Below are 15,805 nucleotides of genomic sequence, written 5' to 3'. Positions count from 1 at the left end.
ATATCCCTCCTATGTTTTCCATAAATGTACTTGTCCTTTATCAGATTAGCCGCCAATCTTCTAATTCCTTCCTGATTTCATCCATAATTATGTAAATTTTAATCTTTTTTATTGGAAACGCACCTGTTTATGTAAAAATTGAACCCTGTGATTGACACCGAGCACGGCATACATTACCCTAAGGAAGACATGTAGAACGGTATACGCGAATGAAGATGACGGGAGAGTCTGTCCAGGGAGCCTACACTCTGGCGGCACCGAAGGAGCAAGACGCCAGCACCCGGCTGGCGGATAATCTCTCAGGTCCATGTATCGTCATCTGACGCAACTCTGGAGAGAGCGCAAGCCACCCAAGGGGTAAGGCGGTAAGAACACCGCACGAAACTCTCAGGTAACGAGGACAGAGATAAGGGAAACTTCCTTATCCTGTCCTTTTTTGTGCTCACATTGTGCGTCAGCATTAGGAACCGTCATAACCGCGCAAAGACGCGGAAATACCATATAGTATGGTATTAGAACATACAGGGGGCCACACCATGCGTTTCAAAGATGTATTTTCTATTATCGGCCCGGCCATGACCGGACCTTCCAGTTCACACACCGCAGGCGCGGTGCGACTCGCACGCGTTGCCCGGCACTGGCTCGGAGAGCAGCCTGACCGTGCCCGCATGACATTATACGGCTCCTTTGCCGATACGTATAAAGGACACGGGACAGATCTGGCTCTCATCGCAGGACTGCTTAATTACGATACGGACGATCACCGGATTCCCGATGCCGAGCAATGGGCCGAACAAGCCGGGATGGCCGTGGAATTCGCCGTCAGCGGACTCCCCGCCCCTCATCCGAACACTGTCCGTTTCGAGCTGTGGAAGGGCGAGGATCAGCGCACACTGTTGGGCTCCTCCATCGGCGGCGGCAGCATCCATGTCCAGCAACTGAACGAATTCCGGGTCAATCTGACCGGGGAGCTGCCTACGCTGGTGCTTCTCCACTCAGATAAGCCCGGTACATTGGGCGCGATAACTTCAGCGCTGGGCGCGGCTCACATTAACATTGCCTATATGCACGTAGATCGCAAGGGCCGGGATGGTGAAGCACTCACCGCCATTGAAACGGACAGTTCTGCTCCAGCTGAACTAATTGCGGAACTGCGTTCTTTACCTCATATGTATGAAATTAAGATGATTAATTTGAAAAAAGGAGCTGAATCCGATGCGGTTTAGCCATCTGCATGAGATCAGCGCTTTATGCGCTGAAGAATCCACCACGATTGGCCGCTTGATGATTCAAGAGCAGGTACAAGAAACGAATACAACGGAGGAAGAAATCTTTCGTCAAATGTCTGATTATTATGAAGTCATGAAGGAAGCCGTTCATCGCGGACAGACACAAGACACCGTATCCCGTAGTGGATTGACGGGCGGGGACGGCAAGCGCCTAGCCGAGTATCTGCGGGCAGGGGAAACCTGCTCCGGTGATGCCTCCGCGCTCGCCATGGCTTATGCCCTCTCCGTGTCGGAGGTTAATGCATCCATGGGTCGCATTGTCGCCACGCCTACCGCAGGCTCATGTGGGGTTATCCCTGGTGTATTCATCAGTGCGCAGGAGCGGTTCGGCTGGGATGATGAGCATATGGTGCACGGCCTATTCGCCGCTGGAGCCATTGGCTACGTGATCGCCAACAACTCCTTCATTTCTGGCGCGGAGGGAGGCTGTCAGGCTGAGATTGGCTCAGCTATCGGGATGGCCGCTGGTGCTATGGTCGAGTTGCGCGGTGGTACGCCTGAACAGGCTGTTCACGCCGTGGGCCTCGCTCTTAAGAACACGCTCGGCCTGATTTGTGACCCCGTCGCCGGACTCGTGGAGATCCCGTGCATTGTGCGCAACGGGCTGGGAGCCGTGACTGCGCTTGCCGCAGCGGACATGGCTTTGGCGGGTGTGCGCAGCGCTATTCCGTCTGACGAAGTCATTGACGTAATGCTTGAAGTCGGCAGTGCGATGCCGTCGAAGCATCGCGAGACCGCCAAAGGCGGGTTGGCCCAGACGCCGACTGGCAAGCGTTTGACCGAATCACTTACACGCAACACACCGACCAAGAAAGATAAGTCATAATTTATAAGCGGTGCCTCCTTAAAATAAAAGAGCAAGCCTATCGTCCTTGGACGTATGCTTGCTCTCTTGTTTTACTGAACGGTTACCTGTACCTTCGTCATTTTACCTGCATATTTCACAGTAATTACAGCTTTGCCCTTGCCCTGTGCCTTAATGTTACCGTCTTTGACGGTCGCAACAATAATTCTGGACGAGGACCAGACAGCCGGTTTGGAAACATCCTTCTCCGACTCATCCTTATACGTGGCTGTAGCCGTAACCTTAGCCAGCTGTCCTGCCTTCAAATTCAAAGCGACTTCGTCTGTTTGCAGGTATTTAAGCGTATCAACATCCACGGGTACACTAATTACCTTCCCGCCAAACTTCGCCTGAATGTTAGCTTTACCGTAGCTAATCGCAGTAACCTGACCCTTTTTAACAGTGGCTACCTTATAATTAGACGTTTTCCATTCAGCTTGGGCCGTAACGTCCTTTTCTTTACCATCACTCGATTTAACCACAATCGCGATGGTTTTTTGATCTCCAGATTTGAGCGATAGCGCGATTGCATCCGCTTCAATCTTTTGCGCTACGTCCACTTCTACCGTAAACGTAATGTTTTGCTTGCCATATGAAGCAGTCACAGTTGCCTTACCGCTACCATTCGCTTTGATCAAACCTTCGCTAACCTCAACCACTTTTACATTGCTAGTTGTCCAGGTGGCGTCCTTAGTTACATCTGTTTTTGTACCGCCACTCTTAACTCCTGTTACTTTCAGTTGCTTCGTTTCCTGAGCACCAAGCGCAATTACACGCGAGTCTGTTTCCAGACGGTCTACAAGGCCTACTTGCACGTTAATCGTCAGTTTTTTGCCATTATAGGTCGCTGTAATAACCGCTTTACCAGCGGATTTACCCGTAATCGTTCCTTTGGACACAGAGGCAATATCTTCTGCGCTTGAAGTCCATTCTGCATCCTGTGTTACATCTTCTTTACGTCCATCCGCATAAGTAGCCGTCAAAGTTGCAGTATAGTCCTCATCAATATCAATCGTTGCCGTTTTGGAGGACAGAGACAGATCACCAGGTACATTTACGGATACCGTAGCTGTAACTGTTTTGCCACCATAAGAAGCGGTGATCGTAGCCTCACCTGTTTTATAACCCGTGACTTCTCCCGCACTGACAAAAGCGATATCTTCATTGCTGGACTTCCACTCTGCCTTACTTGTGATATCTTCTTCCGTACCTGTTACATACGTTGCGGTCAGCTTGAGCTTTTTGGATTCCTTGGCATTCAGGCTCAGCTTGTCCTCACTCAAATCCAGATATCTGGAGGTTTCGACATCTGTCTTGATCGAAACGGTCTTATCTCCATACTTAGCGGTCACCGTAGCCGAACCCGCTCCAATCGCCATAATCGTTCCCTTATTCACAGTCGCAATCTTTTCATCGCTTGATGTCCAAGTAGCTTTATCTGTGATATCCGTTACCGTCCCATCCGGATAAACGGCAGAAACTTGTACTTTTTTAGATTCATCCAGACGGAGAAAAATATTGGATTCACTGGCTTTCAGCTTATTCGTTTGATCGACATCCACCGAAATTGTAGCGGACATCGTGCCATACTTACCTGTAATTGTCGCCTTTCCCGCGCTATAGCCGGTAATGGTGCCTTTCAGTACATCCGCCACAGCTGCATTACTGGAGCTCCACTCAGCGGACTCTGTCACGTCCTGTACCGATCCATCCGGGAACGTCGCTGAAAGTTTAACCTTCTCAGTATCCTTCAACAAAAGAGAAACCTCTGATGAACTGACATCGAGACGTTTAACCTGCTCCACCTGCACAGCAATGGTTACGGTCTGTTGACCATATACGGCCTTAATATTAGCTGTACCTGCTCCCTGAGCGGTAACCAATCCGTTAACTACTGTGGCTACCTTTTGATTATCGGAGGTCCAAGTAGCATCACCCGAAACCTGAGCTGTTGTATTATCACTGTATGTCGCTGTCAAATCAACCTGTCCTGTACCGCTTGAACGCAAGTTCAGGCTTTGTACACTGGATGTCAGCGCCTTAACCTTTTTCGTTACATGTACCTGAACCGATTGCACCTTCTCTTTATAGGTCGCAACCACGGTGGCTTCCCCTTCAGCCTTGGCCGAAACTGTACCATTATACACAGTAGCAATAGCTGTATTATCACTTTTCCAATCCGTGCTTACGGTTACATTCGAGGTTGTCCCATCGCTAAAAACAGCAGTAGCCGTCAACGCAGCCGTATCTCCCTGCTGCAAAGTTACCTCGTTAGAGGAAAGGACAATCTTGGAAAGCACCGCATCCGCAGCAGATGCAAATCCTGCATATGATGTAAAACTTGAAATCAGGATGACCAACGCCAGAAAACCGGACCATCTATTCTTCAAAATCTAATTCCCTCCCATTTCAAAACTTAAATTAAGGATTTCGCAAAATCCTTACACCTACGTTTTATGTCGTCATATGGAAAAGAATAGTTTAGGCTTCGAAGGAAATTTGGTCCTTATTAACTAGATCGTTTCTGATAAAGATTAGACATTACAATTTGTGTAGCTTCAGAGCCATAGTGAAGAGTTTTCTCAACAGATCCACAATCTCGCATTTACAAACAGCTATATGCTGCTGCGCGAACTCTTAAATGATGGTATTCTTCCATATTAGGAGCCAGTTGGTGCATATAAACGACGGAGTAATCAGATGGCTTTACATTAACAACTCAGCCACCGTTTCCTTCCAACGATGGATCACCGATTCCGGTTCCTTGAGACGGACCGTGACACCTGTCAAGATATCCGCATATTGGGCCGAATCTTCTCTGGCTGCAAAAACATGAGCAGCAAATCGCTCACGTACATGCTTGGCTCCAGGCAAAGCAGGCAGATGTTCCAGTGATAACCGCACATAATGCGCCTTCCCCCCGGTGAACACCGCAAGCGTCGCCTTCCCAGTACGGATCATGTTGCCCGTCGTGGTCGTACCCGGCCATAGTGCCAGACGCAAATTCCCCTCGTCCAGCGCTACAACCTCGCCCACACTAATCATCGCTATGTGCGGCCACTGATCTTCCGTGACCGTCAGCAGCATCATTGCTTCATGCTGCTTGTCCTTCAACTCCTTACCGTCCAACAGCGTAAACAGTTCCTTACCGATCCTTGGTGTCTGCATGAAGTATATTCCCCTTTACTTTTGGCCTATAACTTCAAAGTACCATAATTTACGGCTACTTACGAACGACCCTATATCCGCTCGGGAATAGGAGGAACATGAGCAGCATTCGGAATATCTTGGGGGTTTACCTTGAACGCCGATTTATACTTTGCTGGATCCGTAATGCTATCCGGTTCTGAGGTCCGCCATGTGAACAGGCATACAGGGCACAACAAAACCTCCCAGGCGCCTTTAACTGGCGAGCGGGTAACAACTTCTGAACGATTAGATTCACAACGGGGACAAATATGCATCTGTCAGCACTCCTTTAATCTTTCTTTATTTTTAAAAATATTCAGCGAAGCATTTGGCTCAACTTTTTCTCCCATTCCGCTACACCCAGCGGGGAATCGAGCGACTGCGAGTAATGTCCTCTAATATCCGGTGCTACAGGTGTCGTCGCATCCAATATCATTTTGTGCGTCATACCTGCCGGATCAGAGCCGGGGTCAAGCGGTAAAATAGACAAGCCAGGAACAATGACAGCATCATGCTTTGGATGAAGCTTGGTGGATAAAGCCCACATGACCTGCGGCAGATTGAACGGATCGACCTCCTCATCCACCACAATCACGAGCTTGCAATACCCCAATCCATGCGGAGTCGTTAACGCACGCATTCCCACAGCCTTTGCAAAGCCGCCATACCGGGTTTTCGTGGAAATAATAGCGACCAGCCCATGCGTATACATGGCATTAACGGCTACGATTTCATTAGGAAAAGCATCCTTAAGCTGCTGAAACAACGGTACACTTGTATTCACACCGATCATATAATCCGTTTCGGTCCAAGGCATCCCGATGTACAGATGCTCAAAGATAGGCTGTTTGCGGTGATATACACGATTAATCTGAATGACTGGCATCGCGCGGCCGCCGGAATAGTGACCTGTGAATTCACCGAATGGACCTTCATACTCACGTTCACCTGCTAACACTTCGCCTTCCAAAATGACCTCGGCTCCCCAAGGCAGATCCAGATCTGCATCCTTCGCTTTGACCACACGATAAGGCTCACCCTGAATGGCGCCCGCCATCTCATATTCGGATTGATCGTACAGCAACGGCGTAGAAGCAGCCGTTGTAATCACAGGCTCACATCCGAGGGCAATAGCCACCTTCAGATTTTCTCCGCGCTCCTCAGCCTGACGGATATGGATCGCAATATCATGCTGTGGTACAGGCTGGATGCCCAAACGGTTCTTGCCTTTCACCTGCATCCGGTATAAGCCGACATTTTGCTTACCGTAGGTGTCCGGGTCATCCAGATCGCGTGAAACTAGAATTGCTTTATCCAGATAAAACCCTCCGTCCCCCTGATTCAAACGAAACAACGGCAAAATATCAAACAAATTAATATCCTTTGTAATCTCGACTTCATGAAAAGGAGCGGTTTCTTCCCGCTTCACGGGCACCGGAAATTGTTCATAGCGTCTGGCAAATTCAAAAAACTGCTCCTTGAGCGGCGTGTTTTTGGGCATTCCCATCATGAGGGCATGATTGGGCCAGGAGCCCATCACATTCATTGCAATACGAGCATCCGTATATCCATAGATGTTGTTGAAAAAGAGAGCAGGCGTCTTATCTCCAAGATTGTTTAACGCTCTGTTAGCTGCTGCGAGGTCCGGCTCCGGCTTTACCTCATCGCTGATCGTGAGTAATTGTCTCTCCTTTTCCAAGGTGTGTAGAAAATCGCGAAAGTCTTTATAAGCCATCATTCATTCTCCTTCGTCTTTCGATTTCTCAATTCTGGTGCAGCCTGGAGTCATTCTGCTTCATTCCATCCCAACGTTTGGCTGCGGTTGTGACAATACCGAACTGATCCAATGCACGAAAAACAATATGATCCACCAATTCCTCGATACTTGCAGGATGATTATAAAAGGCAGGCATCGGCGGCAGGATCATCACGCCCATACGTGACAGCTCCAGCATATTTTCCAGATGGATACTGCTTAATGGTGTTTCTCTGGTCATGAGCAGCAGCTTCTTTCGCTCCTTCAGTATCACATCCGCTGATCGGGTAAGCAGGTTGTCCGCCATACCAATACGAATGGAGGCAAGGGTCTTCATGCTGCAAGGAGCGACGACCATGCCATCTACTCGAAAGGAGCCGCTGGAAATACGCGCAGCCTGATCCTTATACGAGTAGACCGCATCCGCCATCGCCTCCACTTCCTTCACCGTGTAGCCTGTCTCATAGGGGATGTTCGCAATAGCCCACGGGGATAGCACCAGATGGCTTTGGACTCCAGCCTCTCGTAATTGTTGTAATATACGGATACCAAAGATCGACCCTGTCGCTCCCGATATTCCTACAATGATTTTCTTCATATGTCCCCTCCTTCCATCCCATCGTTTTATGTTCACCCATGCATTACTGTCAAAAATTATACGCTCGTTCCCTGCACACGAAAAATATATATAATATATGTAATGCATACTTTAAAAGTATTCAAATTGAAACGTTGTTTAGAAATGAGGAGGAATCCCCAATGGACTTGAAGCATCTGCATTACTTTTGCGTCATCGTGGAGGAAGGGCAAATCACCAAGGCCGCCAGAACGCTCAACATGGCCCAGCCTCCACTGAGTCAACAACTCAAAAATATGGAGGACGAGCTTGGTGTAAAGCTGATTTACCGTGAAGGAAAGAAGTGGGAAGTTACCGAGGCCGGGTATACACTGTATACACGCGCCAAACGATTATTGGCTGAAATGGAGGACACCTGTAGAGAAATTGGGGAGTTTGAAAACAAAGTAACCGGCACACTTGCTATAGGCACGTCATCCGCCTGTATGTCTCTGATTACTGAACAACTCAGTCGCTTTCATCAGGTTTATCCAGAGGTATACGTTAAAATAGGACACGGAGACACACATCATCTGGAAGAGCTGTTACACCAAAATAAAGTTGATCTGGCCCTGCTGCTGCTTCCGGTAGATGACAAATCGTACCATACGATTGAACTGGAGGGCGTTTCTTTTGTTGCGGTTCTTCCGTGTGAATGGGCAGATCGCCATCCCAGTGGGGAAATTACATTACAGGAAGCTGCCAGCTATGACCTCTTGTTGGGACGCCGAACAGAAGGACACGGACTATACGAAACCGTCATCCGCAAATTTCAGGAACACCATCTTATTCCGCGCGTCGTACTGGACTGTCCAGAAATATCGACCATTCTCTCGCTCGTTTCCACAGGCATGGGAATTACCATTATTCCAGACGCTGGCTTGGGACAAGAATACGGGGACAGATTTCGCACACTCTCCATTAGGGAGCCATTCCCCTTCACACAGCCTGCCGTCGTATGGCGCAAAGATCGTTATTTATCCAATGCAGCTCGCAAATTTGTTGAACTGTTACAAGCTGGAGACGCGAAAAAGACTGTTCCCGAGTAGATGCTCTACCGCTCTACTCCTGAAACAGTCTGATGCTAGATGAACTTCCTTCATTCGGTCGTTGATAACCGCCTTACTTGACTCCTTGATGCCGATACTCGGTTGGAGTCATTCCACATTTGCGCCGGAATACCTGTGTAAAATGCCGCATATCCTGATAGCCGATCCGCTCCGAAATATCAGCCAGCCGCAGATGAGGATCACTGAGCAGACGCTTCGCCTCCTCCATACGCAGGCAAATGACGTAATCCTTGTAGCCTTGTCCCGTCTTTTGCTTGAATAACTGGCTGAAATACACCGGATTCAAAAATACGATTGAAGCCACCTTCTCCAGCGACAGCTCCTCTGTAAAGTGAGCCCGAATGTATTGCAATGCCACATCTACCGTATGCATGCCTTTGCGCAGACATTCTCCTGTATCCGCTGCTGCGGCTGCAATCTCCTCTGGTGTACGTCTTAGTCGCGCCACCTCTTCAGGTATGGAGGCAAAATTGTGATGAACACCCGAACGTGTGATTTGTAGGGGCACCTTCACATAACGCTTCAAATGGGATTCGAGCAACGTCTCTAGCCGTGCGGCCTCTGCCTCATCCCTTAGCCTTGCAATGCCCAGCAGACTATGGCGGTCTAGACTGACGACAAAGCCGCTGCCTCCTGCCTCAATGAGCTCGGACAGTACATTTTCAATCATAAAATGCTCCAGATGCGTCTGCTTGTGATCAGGTTCCATGCGAACCATGAAGAGATGGAATTCCGGATAATTTTCGACAAAAGGCTGTATATCCAGCTTGCCCGTGTCCAGTCCAAGGGCATAGCGTTGGAAAACGGCTTCACGCAAATAAACCATATTGGATTTGAGAAGCCTACCCTCGTTCGCCTGCTGCGAGGCCACAAGCGCTTCGGCTGCCAGTATTTCAATGCATTCCAGCAGCTTTCTTTTACCAATCGGCTTTAATAGGTAGTCTTTGGCACCCAGCTTTACTGCTCTTTGTGCATAATGGAAGTCGGAATGGGCCGAAATGACAACCCACTGCAGATGAGGATGCTTTCGCTTAGAAATACGCATGAATTCCAGACCATCCATACCGGGCATCAGGATATCAGTTAATACAATATCTACAGGATGCTCCGCCAGAATGCCTGCTGCCTCCTCGGTGGAAGCAGCGAGATGAATGCCGCAGGTTGGTAGAGCTTGGCCAATGGTACGCCGAATCCCCTGCCGAATCATATTTTCATCGTCAGCTATCAGAATATTCATGTTTCTCCTCCTTCTGTGGCAGAGGCACACTTACAGTGACTGTTGTTCCGGCCCCAGGTACGCTAGAGATCCGTAGGCCGTACTCTTCTCCGAACATGTGCCGTAGCCGTAAATTTAGGTTTTGCAGGCCGATGCCTCCCGCCTGCCCGCTGCCCGCCTGTTTGCCGGGTTCTGCCAAAGCGACCTGGACCACCTCCCATCGTTCGTACTCCATCCCTGCACCGTTGTCGATGATGTGCAGACTCAATACACCGCCATATTCCTCCGCTCTGACGAGCAACTTGCCACCTGTATCCGCATGAAGAGGCTCCAATCCGTGCTTCACCGCATTTTCAATCAATGGCTGTAAGGTCATTTTCGGCAAGCGGATATCCATCCATCGTTCTTCAATATTGATGTCTACGGATACCCTGCCCTCCAGCCGGGCTTGGATAATGGTAAGATAGTGGCCAACCTGCTCCACTTCTTCACGAAGGCTTACATCGGTCCCCTCTTCCCAATGGCTGCTGTAACGGAACATATGGGATAAGGAGAGAACCACCTCTCCGAGCTGATCTTGTCCCTTTTCATCCAGCATCCAATAGATCATATCCAGCGTATTATACAGAAAATGTGGATTGACCTGCGTCTGTAGCGCGTGCAGCTCCGCATTTTTTTCACTGACCGATGATATACGCACCAGCTCGATTAGCTCTGCAATCCGTCTTACCATATGGTTAAAAGAGGTAGCTAGTTGATTGATTTCTTCATAGGATTTGGTGTTTACCGTATGACGGAAATTTCCTGTCTCTACCCGCTTCATTTCCCGAATGACTCGCTTGAGTGGATGGGAAATGCCCCTGGAGACGATAGATGCAATTAACGCCGACACAATAATAAGTATAGGTGCCACGATAAATAAGTACCTTTGATTTTGCACCAGCTCCACGTTCAGATCCTCACTAGGTGTCACACTAATCACAGACCAGTCGGCAAACGGCAACTTGGAAGCGATTACAACTCTTTCATTACTTCGATTTACAATAACATCCTCCTCCGGTACCTGCTGCTCTAGATTTTGCAAATCCGGTGGCGGATCAGAGGAAGTGGCCGACACAATTCGATTTTCATGACCCAACAAATATACCTGACTATTGGTGCCTAACCGCAAATTGTGGAGAGCGGACAAAACAGAACGCGGCTCAGCCTCAAACAGGACAATACCAATCGGCTTGTGTTCATCCAGATCATAGAGCTGCCGCCCAAACGCAAACACGGGTCTGGTTTCCACCTGATCAATGACAGAGTGAGGATACACGCCCAGCCATGCAATTTTACCCGCCGACTTTCGAATTTCCTTATACCATTCCGTATGTTCGTAATGAGTATCAATGACATTCATATAATTGCCATAGTTATATACCTTGCCTGTGTCTGTGATGACATGGATGCCAATCAGATCCTCACGCGAATAATAGATAGCCCCCAGAATATTCGTAATCGTACGTTCGTTGATGTAATTGACAGCAGGTAAATCACTACTATCCGTCGTCAACAGACGAACCAAATCCATATTGTTGCTGATCGATTTGGAGAGACTGTTATAGCTGCCAAGTAGCAATTCGAATAGGCCTGCCGTCTGGGATACATTTTTACGCGCCAGCTCGCTGACCTTATCATGGAACTGCACCGTAGTACGGTTGTAAAATAATAGACTGACCGCCAGCACAATGCCGGACATGCTCAATAGGAACAGAACAAACAAGCGGTATTGAATGGATTGAAAACGGCGCATCATACCTCCGTGCGCTCCTTTCGCATCGGCCGCCTATCCTTTAACCGCTCCCGCAACCATGCCCTTGGTGATATTTTCGGACAGAACAAAATAAATAATAATGACCGGTAAGGCACCCATGACTAGAAAAGCACCAATATTACCGTAGTTCACAGAATACTGGCTGACGAACGTATATACGCCGAAAGGGAGAGTTTTGAGCTTCTCGGACGAGATAAAGGTGGCAGCCATAATGTATTCATTCCAGATGTTAATGAAAGTTAAAATACATACCGTCATGATAGGCGGAATCGAGATGGGTAAGATTACACTGCGGAAAATACGATAAATGCTTGCTCCGTCAATGTAAGCGGATTCTTCAATTTCGTGGGGAATGGACCGCATAAAGCCGGATAGGATGAAGACCGCAATCGGTGTCTGAAAAGCAATGTAGGGTAAAATCAGTGAGAAATACGTATTCAGAATATGGACGTTTTTAAACATCACCATCAGCGGCAGTAGTGTGGCTTGCATCGGGATCATCATCCCGATCAAAAACAAAGTCAGCACAACAGCCCCGAAGCGCCAACGAAAACGTGTAATCGCATAAGCAGTCATCAAGCTTAATAAAATAACGAAAATCATCGTAACCCCGGTCACCAGCACACTGTTTCCTAAATAACGCAAGTAGCTCCCTGATTCATAGGCTTCCTGATAGTTGTGCCACTGGGGCACTTGAGGGAGTGCAAAGAAACTTGAGCTCAATATCTCTTCATTCGTCTTCAACGAATAGGTCAGCAGCCAAAAGAGTGGATACAGCTGCGTGACAATTAAGATTGCCAATAAGGAAAAGACTCCCGTTTTTTTCAAGGCATTCAACAGTTCCATCTCCTTTAGCTTACCTTATTTTCGATTCGTTTGAAAACAAAATTTATCACAATTGTAAATGACAAGCAAATCACTACGAGAATTGAAGCCAATGCGCTGCCATATCCGTATTTCATCGATAAAAAGGACATATTGTACATATACGTGGATACTGTATCCGTCGCATGGGCTGGTCCTCCACCCGTCATCACCCAGATCAAATCAAACGATTGCAGGGAGCCGATAAATGCTAATACAATTGATATCTTGAAAATAGGTACAATGAGCGGCAGCGTAATATAGCGGTCTGCTTTGAATCCTTCAGCTCCATCAATTTTGGCTGCTTCGTACAGCTCATTCGGTATGTTTTGCACCCCGGTAAACTGGATAAGCAAATGATAGCCAAAATACTGCCACAACGATACAAAATAGAGAGCGTACATCGCTATCTGTGGTTCCGTCAGCCATGAGCGTGTCCAGCTTTCCAGCCCAATCGCCAGCAAAATACCGTTCAGCATTCCACCCATCGAGGCCGGATTATAGATCGTCTTCCACAGCTGCCCGATAATGACCACCGACAGAATAACCGGCAGAAAATACATCGTAACCAGCGTATTGGCCTTACGCACATAACGATTAAGCAAGATCGCCAGCAGCAGACAGAACGGAATCTCCAGCATGGAAAACACAGCAAACATCATCGTCCGTTTCACGGATGGCCAGAATACTGAATCTGCTGTAAAAATCCGCTCAAAATTAGCCAGCCCCACGAACTTTGCCTCGGCAATTCCGTTCCAATCCAGCAATCCACAATACACCGACACCAGAATCGGAACAAATACCATACAGGTATACAACAACAGGCAGGGTAGCACGAAAACGGCAATGGTACGTGCTGGCACCTTCAGTACATTCATGCTCTAATCTCCTTTGTGTTGATTCTGAACATCTTCTGAGGATGCACAACCTACATGATTTCCAATCAGGGAAGGAGCATTTCGCCCCCTCCCTAGTGCCTGCTACTTCAGGATTTTGCAAAATTCGACTCCAGTCGCTCCAAAGTGCAATATCTAGACGAACTAGGCCATTTCGATCTATATATTGTTCATTGGGAGTCGCTTATTGGATTTTTGCAAAATCCTCACTTATTTATTCGCTTCAAAAGTGTTCTGATGTTCCTTGGCAACTTGTGCAGAGTCTTCTTTTTGCACGAACAGGTTTTGAATGCTACTTAGATGCGCCTGCGCAATAGCCGGATTCATCGTATTATCAAAAGCGAGATCGCCCCCTTTTACATTCTTGAACAGCTCATTAAGACTAATCGCTAACTCAGAGTAGCCCGCTTCCTTCAGATCACCTTTCATTTTCTGACCGCTGCCAATCGCATTTTTTAGATCAAACTGAATTTTAGGCATCTCCTTAATAAAATAATGCAGAAAATCCTTCGTTTCCTGTAAATGTTCACTGTTCGCAGATACCGCAAATGCGCTGCCCGGCGCAATTATATACTCATTCACATCACCCTTGCCATTCACCGTAGGGAATTGAAACGCTCCTACCTTACCCGCTACCGAAGAAGCATCAATTGACCCCGTTTCCCATGTACCCATGATATACATCGCGGCTTTTCCTGTTTTAAAAATATTACCGCCTGCATTGTAGTCAATAGATGTAGCTCCATCCGGGAAAGCTCCTGCCTGCACCAATTCCTGAAATGCATCCACCGCTTCCACAAAAGCCGGGTCGTTAAACGTCTTTTTGCCGTCCAGTACATCATTGAGAAAATTCGGTCCTTCATTCGTACGCAACAAAATGTTCATAAAAAGGAGGGACCCCGTCCATGAATCCTTTTCCCCAATGGCAATCGGAGTGATTCCCTTCGCCTTCAGCGTTTTGACCGTCGTAATCAGCTCGTCAAAGGTGGTCGGCAACTTCTGGATTCCCGCCTGCTTGAACAGTTCCTTATTGTAAAACACCACTTCTATATTGTTGCCATCCGGAAAAGCGTAGAGCTTATCGTCGAAACTATAGTAATTAAGAAGTCCATTCTGAAATGTATCTTTTAACCCCTCTTTATCAGCCACATCGTTTAATGGAGCCAGCAGCCCGGCATCTACGAATGGCTTCATCTGTGCAGCCGGGTTTACAATCGTGATATCAGGTACTTCCTTCGCCGCTGCCTGTGTTTTCAGCTTAAGCTTTTGTTGATCTGTATTTAGCGAATCCAATTCAATTTTGACATGAGGATGATCCTGCTCGTATTGACCTACAATTTGCTTAATCATTTTGTACGAAGGGGTGCTCGGATCAGGATTAATGTTCTGAAAGGTAATCGTAACATCTTTCGTTTCGGTGCCTCTGCTCGGTTCTCCTGAATTTCCCGGACTTGCGCTTTGTCCGTTATTACAAGCTGCCAGCGTCAATGCCAAGGCGCTCACCACCACAATGGCAAACGCTTTCATTTTTGTTCTGCTCATGGTCTTTTTCCTCCTCTTGTTGAAGCATTGCGCAATTTGCCCTCCTTATTGGTGGACACTCAATGCCCGCTTGTTCTTTTCATTATGTTCCATAGAAAAGACGTGAACAATGCGTGAACTTAAGGAGAAGGGTTTGTTTTTTCAAGCCCTCATTTGCGTGCTTCAAAATTCATTCATATCATAACTTGCAATTTATCTAGAACACAGGCATAATATGAATAAGATCATATTATGATAATGATTATCATTATTAAATGATAAATACACATAGACTTTAAAGGAGGCAGGACCGCAGTGAAAGAAACTTTCAGTAAAACCTCCCTGCATATTGATGATTATTTGGACCTTCTCAATCTTGCCGTACAAGTCGGAGATACCAAGTGGCAAAAAGAAATTACCCGTAAACTTCAAGCCTTGAGTGTCCTTCAGACAGAACAGGTTGAAATAGATTAACTTCCCCAGTTAATACTGTCCTTAGTTAAAAATGCTAACTAAGCACCACTATACAAAGGACAACCAGGATACCGTACAACTTTTGACCGAATCCATGAGAAAGATCTTTCATGTGAATGATAAATGAATCGGTTATAGGAAAAAGAGCACAGCCCGTTAAGGCTGTGCTCTTTTATCTTGCTTGGCGACGTCCTACTCTCCCAGGACCCTGCGGTCCAAGTACCATCGGCGCTGGAGGGCTTAACGGTCGTGTT

14 protein-coding genes, 1 rRNA gene and 1 riboswitch are annotated in these 15,805 nt (G+C 47.5%); of the genes, 4 read left to right on the top strand and 11 right to left on the bottom strand.

Going from position 1 to position 15,805, the window contains the following annotated elements; translation table 11 throughout:
• Window positions 1–209: 209 nt before the first annotated feature.
• Window positions 210–325, top strand: a riboswitch (glycine riboswitch).
• A 211-nt stretch (window positions 326–536) separates the two neighbouring features.
• Both sdaAB and sdaAA read left to right on the top strand, forming a co-directional pair.
• Window positions 537–1,226 (top strand): L-serine ammonia-lyase, iron-sulfur-dependent subunit beta, encoded by a 690-nt coding sequence (sdaAB, locus tag NLX73_RS17730; protein ID WP_061831949.1) that lies wholly within the window; start codon window positions 537–539, stop codon window positions 1,224–1,226.
• Complete coding sequence (gene sdaAA / locus NLX73_RS17725) at window positions 1,216–2,115, top strand: L-serine ammonia-lyase, iron-sulfur-dependent, subunit alpha (RefSeq protein WP_254326850.1); 900 nt, start codon at window positions 1,216–1,218, stop codon at window positions 2,113–2,115. Before sdaAB ends, sdaAA begins: the two co-directional genes overlap by 11 nt.
• A gap of 71 nt (window positions 2,116–2,186) precedes the next feature.
• Here sdaAA and NLX73_RS17720 read toward each other — a convergent pair whose 3' ends face one another.
• The 5 genes from NLX73_RS17720 to NLX73_RS17700 all read right to left on the bottom strand — a co-directional run bounded on the left by NLX73_RS17720 (window position 2,187) and on the right by NLX73_RS17700 (window position 7,676).
• Window positions 2,187–4,523: an Ig-like domain-containing protein gene (locus tag NLX73_RS17720; RefSeq protein WP_254326849.1), complete on the bottom strand. Its 2,337-nt coding sequence runs from the start codon at window positions 4,521–4,523 to the stop codon at window positions 2,187–2,189.
• Between the two features lie 316 nt (window positions 4,524–4,839).
• Window positions 4,840–5,301: a hypothetical protein gene (locus tag NLX73_RS17715; RefSeq protein WP_061832095.1), complete on the bottom strand. Its 462-nt coding sequence runs from the start codon at window positions 5,299–5,301 to the stop codon at window positions 4,840–4,842.
• A 71-nt stretch (window positions 5,302–5,372) separates the two neighbouring features.
• Window positions 5,373–5,597, bottom strand: coding sequence for a non-oxidative hydroxyarylic acid decarboxylases subunit D (locus NLX73_RS17710; protein ID WP_028541239.1), 225 nt, complete (start codon window positions 5,595–5,597; stop codon window positions 5,373–5,375).
• Between the two features lie 41 nt (window positions 5,598–5,638).
• Complete coding sequence (locus NLX73_RS17705) at window positions 5,639–7,057, bottom strand: non-oxidative hydroxyarylic acid decarboxylases subunit C (RefSeq protein WP_254327000.1); 1,419 nt, start codon at window positions 7,055–7,057, stop codon at window positions 5,639–5,641.
• Between the two features lie 28 nt (window positions 7,058–7,085).
• Complete coding sequence (locus NLX73_RS17700; RefSeq protein WP_013369033.1) at window positions 7,086–7,676, bottom strand: flavin prenyltransferase UbiX; 591 nt, start codon at window positions 7,674–7,676, stop codon at window positions 7,086–7,088.
• A 161-nt stretch (window positions 7,677–7,837) separates the two neighbouring features.
• On the opposite strand from NLX73_RS17700, the gene NLX73_RS17695 reads away from it, so the two are divergent.
• Entirely contained in the window at window positions 7,838–8,743 is a 906-nt protein-coding gene (locus NLX73_RS17695) for a LysR family transcriptional regulator (RefSeq protein WP_254326848.1), read from the top strand.
• Between the two features lie 73 nt (window positions 8,744–8,816).
• Here the strand turns inward: NLX73_RS17695 and NLX73_RS17690 are convergent, their stop codons facing one another.
• The 5 genes from NLX73_RS17690 to NLX73_RS17670 form a co-directional block, all read right to left on the bottom strand.
• Window positions 8,817–10,001 carry a response regulator gene (locus tag NLX73_RS17690; RefSeq protein ID WP_025723834.1) on the bottom strand — a complete coding sequence of 395 codons (1,185 nt, stop codon included), beginning with the start codon at window positions 9,999–10,001 and terminating at the stop codon, window positions 8,817–8,819.
• Window positions 9,982–11,778 (bottom strand): sensor histidine kinase, encoded by a 1,797-nt coding sequence (locus NLX73_RS17685; RefSeq protein WP_254326847.1) that lies wholly within the window; start codon window positions 11,776–11,778, stop codon window positions 9,982–9,984. Before NLX73_RS17685 ends, NLX73_RS17690 begins: the two co-directional genes overlap by 20 nt.
• Before the next feature lie 30 nt (window positions 11,779–11,808).
• On the bottom strand, window positions 11,809–12,642 hold the full coding sequence (locus tag NLX73_RS17680; RefSeq protein ID WP_483311706.1) for a carbohydrate ABC transporter permease: 834 nt from the start codon (window positions 12,640–12,642) through the stop codon (window positions 11,809–11,811).
• Between the two features lie 5 nt (window positions 12,643–12,647).
• Window positions 12,648–13,538, bottom strand: a complete 891-nt coding sequence (locus tag NLX73_RS17675) for a carbohydrate ABC transporter permease (RefSeq protein WP_023986662.1) — start codon at window positions 13,536–13,538, stop codon at window positions 12,648–12,650.
• A gap of 228 nt (window positions 13,539–13,766) precedes the next feature.
• On the bottom strand, window positions 13,767–15,098 hold the full coding sequence (locus NLX73_RS17670) for an extracellular solute-binding protein (protein ID WP_254326845.1): 1,332 nt from the start codon (window positions 15,096–15,098) through the stop codon (window positions 13,767–13,769).
• Between the two features lie 294 nt (window positions 15,099–15,392).
• Between NLX73_RS17670 and NLX73_RS17665 the strand changes: the two genes are divergently transcribed.
• Window positions 15,393–15,551 carry a hypothetical protein gene (locus NLX73_RS17665; RefSeq protein ID WP_165147892.1) on the top strand — a complete coding sequence of 53 codons (159 nt, stop codon included), beginning with the start codon at window positions 15,393–15,395 and terminating at the stop codon, window positions 15,549–15,551.
• Between the two features lie 179 nt (window positions 15,552–15,730).
• Here the strand turns inward: NLX73_RS17665 and rrf are convergent.
• Window positions 15,731–15,805, bottom strand: a 5S ribosomal RNA gene (rrf, locus tag NLX73_RS25240); the annotation flags it as partial.

Source organism: Paenibacillus sp. CH40 (assembly GCF_024213605.1).
GTDB classification, from domain to species: domain Bacteria; phylum Bacillota; class Bacilli; order Paenibacillales; family Paenibacillaceae; genus Paenibacillus; species Paenibacillus polymyxa_B.
Note: the sequence above shows the minus strand (reverse complement) of the source record. Positions and strands in the feature narration are given on the sequence as shown.

What these genes read in the sequence shown, in the direction of transcription:
- NLX73_RS17700 (WP_013369033.1), bottom strand. Translation starts at nt 7,676, where the DNA reads ATGAAGAAAATCATTGTAGGAATATCGGGAGCGACAGGGTCGATCTTT.
- NLX73_RS17705 (WP_254327000.1), bottom strand. Translation starts at nt 7,057, where the DNA reads ATGGCTTATAAAGACTTTCGCGATTTTCTACACACCTTGGAAAAGGAG.
- sdaAA (WP_254326850.1), top strand. Translation starts at nt 1,216, where the DNA reads ATGCGGTTTAGCCATCTGCATGAGATCAGCGCTTTATGCGCTGAAGAA.
- NLX73_RS17680 (WP_483311706.1), bottom strand. Translation starts at nt 12,642, where the DNA reads ATGGAACTGTTGAATGCCTTGAAAAAAACGGGAGTCTTTTCCTTATTG.
- sdaAB (WP_061831949.1), top strand. Translation starts at nt 537, where the DNA reads ATGCGTTTCAAAGATGTATTTTCTATTATCGGCCCGGCCATGACCGGA.
- NLX73_RS17710 (WP_028541239.1), bottom strand. Translation starts at nt 5,597, where the DNA reads ATGCATATTTGTCCCCGTTGTGAATCTAATCGTTCAGAAGTTGTTACC.
- NLX73_RS17715 (WP_061832095.1), bottom strand. Translation starts at nt 5,301, where the DNA reads ATGCAGACACCAAGGATCGGTAAGGAACTGTTTACGCTGTTGGACGGT.
- NLX73_RS17690 (WP_025723834.1), bottom strand. Translation starts at nt 10,001, where the DNA reads ATGAATATTCTGATAGCTGACGATGAAAATATGATTCGGCAGGGGATT.
- NLX73_RS17670 (WP_254326845.1), bottom strand. Translation starts at nt 15,098, where the DNA reads ATGAGCAGAACAAAAATGAAAGCGTTTGCCATTGTGGTGGTGAGCGCC.
- NLX73_RS17675 (WP_023986662.1), bottom strand. Translation starts at nt 13,538, where the DNA reads ATGAATGTACTGAAGGTGCCAGCACGTACCATTGCCGTTTTCGTGCTA.
- NLX73_RS17685 (WP_254326847.1), bottom strand. Translation starts at nt 11,778, where the DNA reads ATGATGCGCCGTTTTCAATCCATTCAATACCGCTTGTTTGTTCTGTTC.
- NLX73_RS17695 (WP_254326848.1), top strand. Translation starts at nt 7,838, where the DNA reads ATGGACTTGAAGCATCTGCATTACTTTTGCGTCATCGTGGAGGAAGGG.